The following is a 4143-nucleotide window of genomic DNA, read 5'->3' as shown; positions in this document are numbered from 1 at the left end:
CTTACTCACCCACGTTAAAACGCAGCTACCATATGCCTTATTTGGTGGCGGCCTTACGTTTATAGCGTACTTAATAACAAGCATTATTGTTTTATAAAATACGATTGCTTAAATAGTCAAAAGCCTGCTTATTGCAGGCTTTTTTGTTTTTAAATTAAGACCGAGCCGAGTAATACCAAGCTTAACGACGCTCTAGATATTAAATAAACTATTTAAATATAGACTTAAGTACCCGTATTTATATTTTTTAGGTTATTGTATAGCATGAGCTTTAAGCTTTTTGGTAGCTATAAATTCTTACTTTTTAACTCATATAAGGCTGTAAATCCACACTATGTTTGCAATTGATAATATCATTCTCGTTAGTGCCATTTTAATTTTACTAGGAGTGATCTCGAGCAAGTTATCTGCACGCGTTGGCTTACCGGTGCTGGTGCTATTTTTACTTGTAGGTATGCTCGCAGGTGAAGACGGTATTGCAGGTATTTCATTCGACAACGCAGAGGCCGCACATGCTCTGGGTACCCTCGCGCTTGCCATCATTCTATTTGATGGCGGCTTACAAACGCCTACCAGTTCAATTAAACAAGTGTGGAAACCCGCGTCTGCTTTAGCAACCGTTGGGGTGTTATTTACTGCTGTAATTACAGGCCTTGTGGCCACTTATATTTTAGACCTGCCCATATTACAAGGTGTTTTACTGGGCGCCATTGTTGGTTCTACAGATGCTGCAGCAGTGTTTGCACTTTTACGAAGTGCAGGTATTCACTTAAATAAAAAGCTTAAATCTACCCTTGAAATAGAAAGCGCATCGAACGATCCAATGGCTATTTTTCTAACGGTTGGTTTGCTCGAAATGCTCGTTAATGACATGCCAGTAGGGTTGGGCTTACTGCAGTTATTTGCTCAACAAATGGGTGTTGGCGCTATTTGTGGTCTTTTAATTGGCAAAGTATCGGTTTGGTTTATTAATCGAATTAAACTAAATGCATCGGGTTTGTATTTAGTGATGGTAACAGCATTTGGACTGCTTTCTTTTGGCCTTTCTGCAACGCTTGGCGGTAGTGGATTTTTAGCTGTATTTATAACGGGTGTTATTTTAGGTAACAGCAAATTTGTATATAAACGCGGTATTTTTCTGTTTCATGACGGCTTAGCATGGCTTGGGCAAATAACCATGTTTGTTGTGTTAGGGCTCCTTATTAACCCATCGTCGTTGGTTGATGTATGGTTAGAAGGGTTGCTTATTGCACTGGCACTTATTTTTGTTGCTCGCCCATTAGCGGTAGCGCCTATTTTAAAACTGTTTGGTTTTAACAATCGCGAAACTTTGTTTGTATCTTGGGTTGGCCTTAGAGGCTCAGTACCCATTATTTTAGCTATATTCCCATTACTATTTGGTCTTTCAGGGGCTGAGCTTATTTTTAATGTTGTTTTTTTCGTAGTGTTAATTTCAGCCACGTTACAGGGCTCAACAATGCCGTGGATGGCTAAAAAACTAAATTTAGTAGAGCCGCCACCTGATTTGGCTGCTGCAACGCTCGAAATCACAGCACTAAACGATATTGATATAGAAATTGTAGAGTACACTTTAAGTGACGTTTCTCGGGTTTCTGGGCGCAGCTTGTCACATGCTGCACTTCCTGAAAGTGTGGTTGTTGCTATGATCACACGGGGTCCGTCAATCATCCCGCCTCGAGGCTCAACTAAGTTAAAACCAAACGATCACTTATTTGTTGTTTTAAAACCAGATAACAGACCTTTTGTTGATTTAGTTTTTACAGCAACCGATAAAACAAACCATCAAGATAACCACTTAGCCCACAACGAACTTAAAGTGAAAGGGGTAACGTTAGTAGGCGATATATTTTACTCTTACCATATGCACATAGACGCTCCAGAGGGCATAAGCTTGGAAGAAGTGATTAACCAAAAGCTTTCAGGAGAAGTCAGTAAAGGGGCTATTGTTGTTATTGGTAATGTGCAAATACGCGTTATAACAATGGTACATACACGCATAGTCACCATTGGCTTAAAGTATTTAAACAATCCAGAAAAGCGACTTTTAAAGCAGTAATCATTAACAGTGATTTGTTTAGCTGTACTAGCTCAGACTTGATCTGACAGTTACCCATTTTTCTAATGGTGACTGTTAGTTTAGATTTGAGCTAATACAATCTACATCAAAGATGAATACAACAAAATTACTAAAGAGCAATATCGTGATTTTATAGAGCTTTCCTCACTATTAGATTACATGGGCGATAGTTAACTATCTCTGTGCAGCGCGTAGCGCCTCTGTGTTCTCGGTGGTAATATTTATCTAAATTACCACCAACCTTAACTGAGCCAAACCAACCTAAGCCCCACATTGCCTAACCCCAGCACCCGCATGTTTAAGCGCAATAATTTGCCCTTTGCCGTTATGCGCCATGGCGAGCATATCACCGGTATTTATATTACTTTCTACCGCGTGTTTACCTTTTAAATCTCTCAATAATGACTGCTTAATTTGTACTAGTACCTCGTCATTACAGCTGGCTATGTACCAGTCGTTATCTACCTTTACGAGCGTGCCGTATTCTATGTGGCGTTGTTGGTGGCGGCGTAAATCGTTAGCTAATTGGCTATCGAGTGCGTGTTTTTGCTCTGTAAAGGTGCTTGCGTAGCTACCTGCTTGATTTATTTCGTGTGTTTTAATAATTGAATAGTCGTGAATGTCTATAGTGTTAAATACGCTATTAAGCACGGTTTTAGGCTCAGTATTTATTACGTTGTTATTATCAAACACAATAAAGGCGAACACACCGAGTGCGCAGGCAAGGCTGGTTAGCTGTAGCGTAAAACTAAACCTTGTGGGCTTTTTAGGCTTTGTGTGCGTGGCTGTATTAAGTAGCGCTTTTTGTTGATCGCTTGTAAGTGTTATGCGCTCTTTTCGCTCTTTGTAGTGTTGTGTGAGCTTTTGATCAAACGGCTCATCAGGCTTGTTCATTGTTTGCTCCTAATAAACGTTTAAGGTGTTGCTTGGCGTAGCGCAGCCTTGTTTTAATGGTCTCAAGGCTGCTTTGCGTTATAAGTTCTATGTCGGCAAGCGAAAAGCCTTCTTGTTGCAAGGTTACGGCTTCGCGCTGTACAAAGCTAAGTTGTTTTAGGGCGGCGTCGAACGCGTCGTAACTTATGTTTGAGCTGCCTATAGTTAAGCCACTTTCGCTTTTATCATTTTGTGCTGCTAAATGCGTGTTTTCGTCAAGCTCTACAAAGTGCTTTTGCCTGCGGTATTCGTCAATGAGTGTGTTGCGGGCAAGTTTAAATAACCACGCTTTGGGTGTGGTTTGTCCTTGGTAAAGGTGGCGTTTTTCGATTACTTTTAGCCATGTTTGTTGGCTTACGTCGTATGCTAAATGCGTATTAGATTGCGTAACAAGGTAGTGGTATAAGTCGTTACTGTAGAGGGCTATAAGCTGCTCTAAGTAACGATTGTCGCCACTTTTTGCGTAACTTGCCATGCAGTCCTTGCTTGGCGTTTCAAATAACCATGACTTAATACTTAGTAGCATAGGCGTTTAGTCCGTTAAATAGAGTTATCTAATTTAAAATCGAGCTGTACAGTTTGACCTGTTTGTAATTGTGCCACACCTTCAATTACTTTGGGGCGATATTTCCAGCGTTTAATGGCTCTTATTGCTTCGCGGTCAAAGGTACGTTTTGGCTCGGCGTTAATAACTACTGGGTCGATTACTTCACCGGTGGGCGAAATACTAAAGCTTAGTTGTACCCAACCTTCAATACCATCGCGCGCGGCTGTAGTTGGGTATTTAGGGTTTATGCGCACTATGGGTGTTGCATCCCCTGTAGGGCGATTAATGGTATTGTTAATGTCGCCACCAAAATCGTCAATTGTAACTGGCGTAAGGTCGCTAATTGCCAACACAGGATCGGCTGATGTATTAAGCGGTGGAGCTTTTTGCGGCACTTTAGGCATTGGCGGTGGCGGCTGTATTTTTTGTATATGCCTGACTTTTGAATCCTCAGGTGCCTGAAAAATCTCTACTATAATATCGCCCCCTGGTTTAACCGGTGCGCGTTGCTCGCCACTTATTAAATATTGCATAAACGCAAAAGCTGCAAAGGTCATTGCGGCGC

4 protein-coding genes are annotated in these 4143 nt (G+C 41.2%); 1 reads left to right on the top strand and 3 read right to left on the bottom strand.

The features are described 5' to 3' along the window. Positions 1-334 precede the first annotated feature (334 nt). Positions 335-2077, top strand: a complete 1743-nt coding sequence (locus L652_RS0104620; protein WP_024594793.1) for a potassium/proton antiporter — start codon at positions 335-337, stop codon at positions 2075-2077. Positions 2078-2359: 282 nt separating this feature from the next. Here the strand turns inward: L652_RS0104620 and L652_RS0104615 are convergent, their stop codons facing one another. From L652_RS0104615 to L652_RS0104605, 3 genes are all read right to left on the bottom strand, one after another. Further along, positions 2360-2992, bottom strand: a complete 633-nt coding sequence (locus L652_RS0104615) for a hypothetical protein (protein WP_024594792.1) — start codon at positions 2990-2992, stop codon at positions 2360-2362. Further along, a complete protein-coding gene (locus L652_RS0104610; RefSeq protein WP_024594791.1) occupies positions 2979-3557 on the bottom strand; it encodes a sigma-70 family RNA polymerase sigma factor in 579 nt (192 codons plus the stop codon). The genes L652_RS0104615 and L652_RS0104610 overlap by 14 nt, the downstream gene beginning before the upstream one ends. A 14-nt stretch (positions 3558-3571) precedes the next feature. Next, a partial coding sequence (locus L652_RS0104605; protein ID WP_024594790.1) for an energy transducer TonB occupies positions 3572-4143 on the bottom strand: 572 nt, incomplete at its 5' end.

The organism is Pseudoalteromonas sp. TB25 (assembly GCF_000497995.1).
In the GTDB taxonomy this organism is placed as follows: domain Bacteria; phylum Pseudomonadota; class Gammaproteobacteria; order Enterobacterales; family Alteromonadaceae; genus Pseudoalteromonas; species Pseudoalteromonas distincta.
Note: the sequence above shows the minus strand (reverse complement) of the source record. Positions and strands in the feature narration are given on the sequence as shown.

What these genes read in the sequence shown, in the direction of transcription:
- L652_RS0104620 (WP_024594793.1), top strand. Translation starts at nt 335, where the DNA reads ATGTTTGCAATTGATAATATCATTCTCGTTAGTGCCATTTTAATTTTA.
- L652_RS0104615 (WP_024594792.1), bottom strand. Translation starts at nt 2,992, where the DNA reads ATGAACAAGCCTGATGAGCCGTTTGATCAAAAGCTCACACAACACTAC.
- L652_RS0104610 (WP_024594791.1), bottom strand. Translation starts at nt 3,557, where the DNA reads ATGCTACTAAGTATTAAGTCATGGTTATTTGAAACGCCAAGCAAGGAC.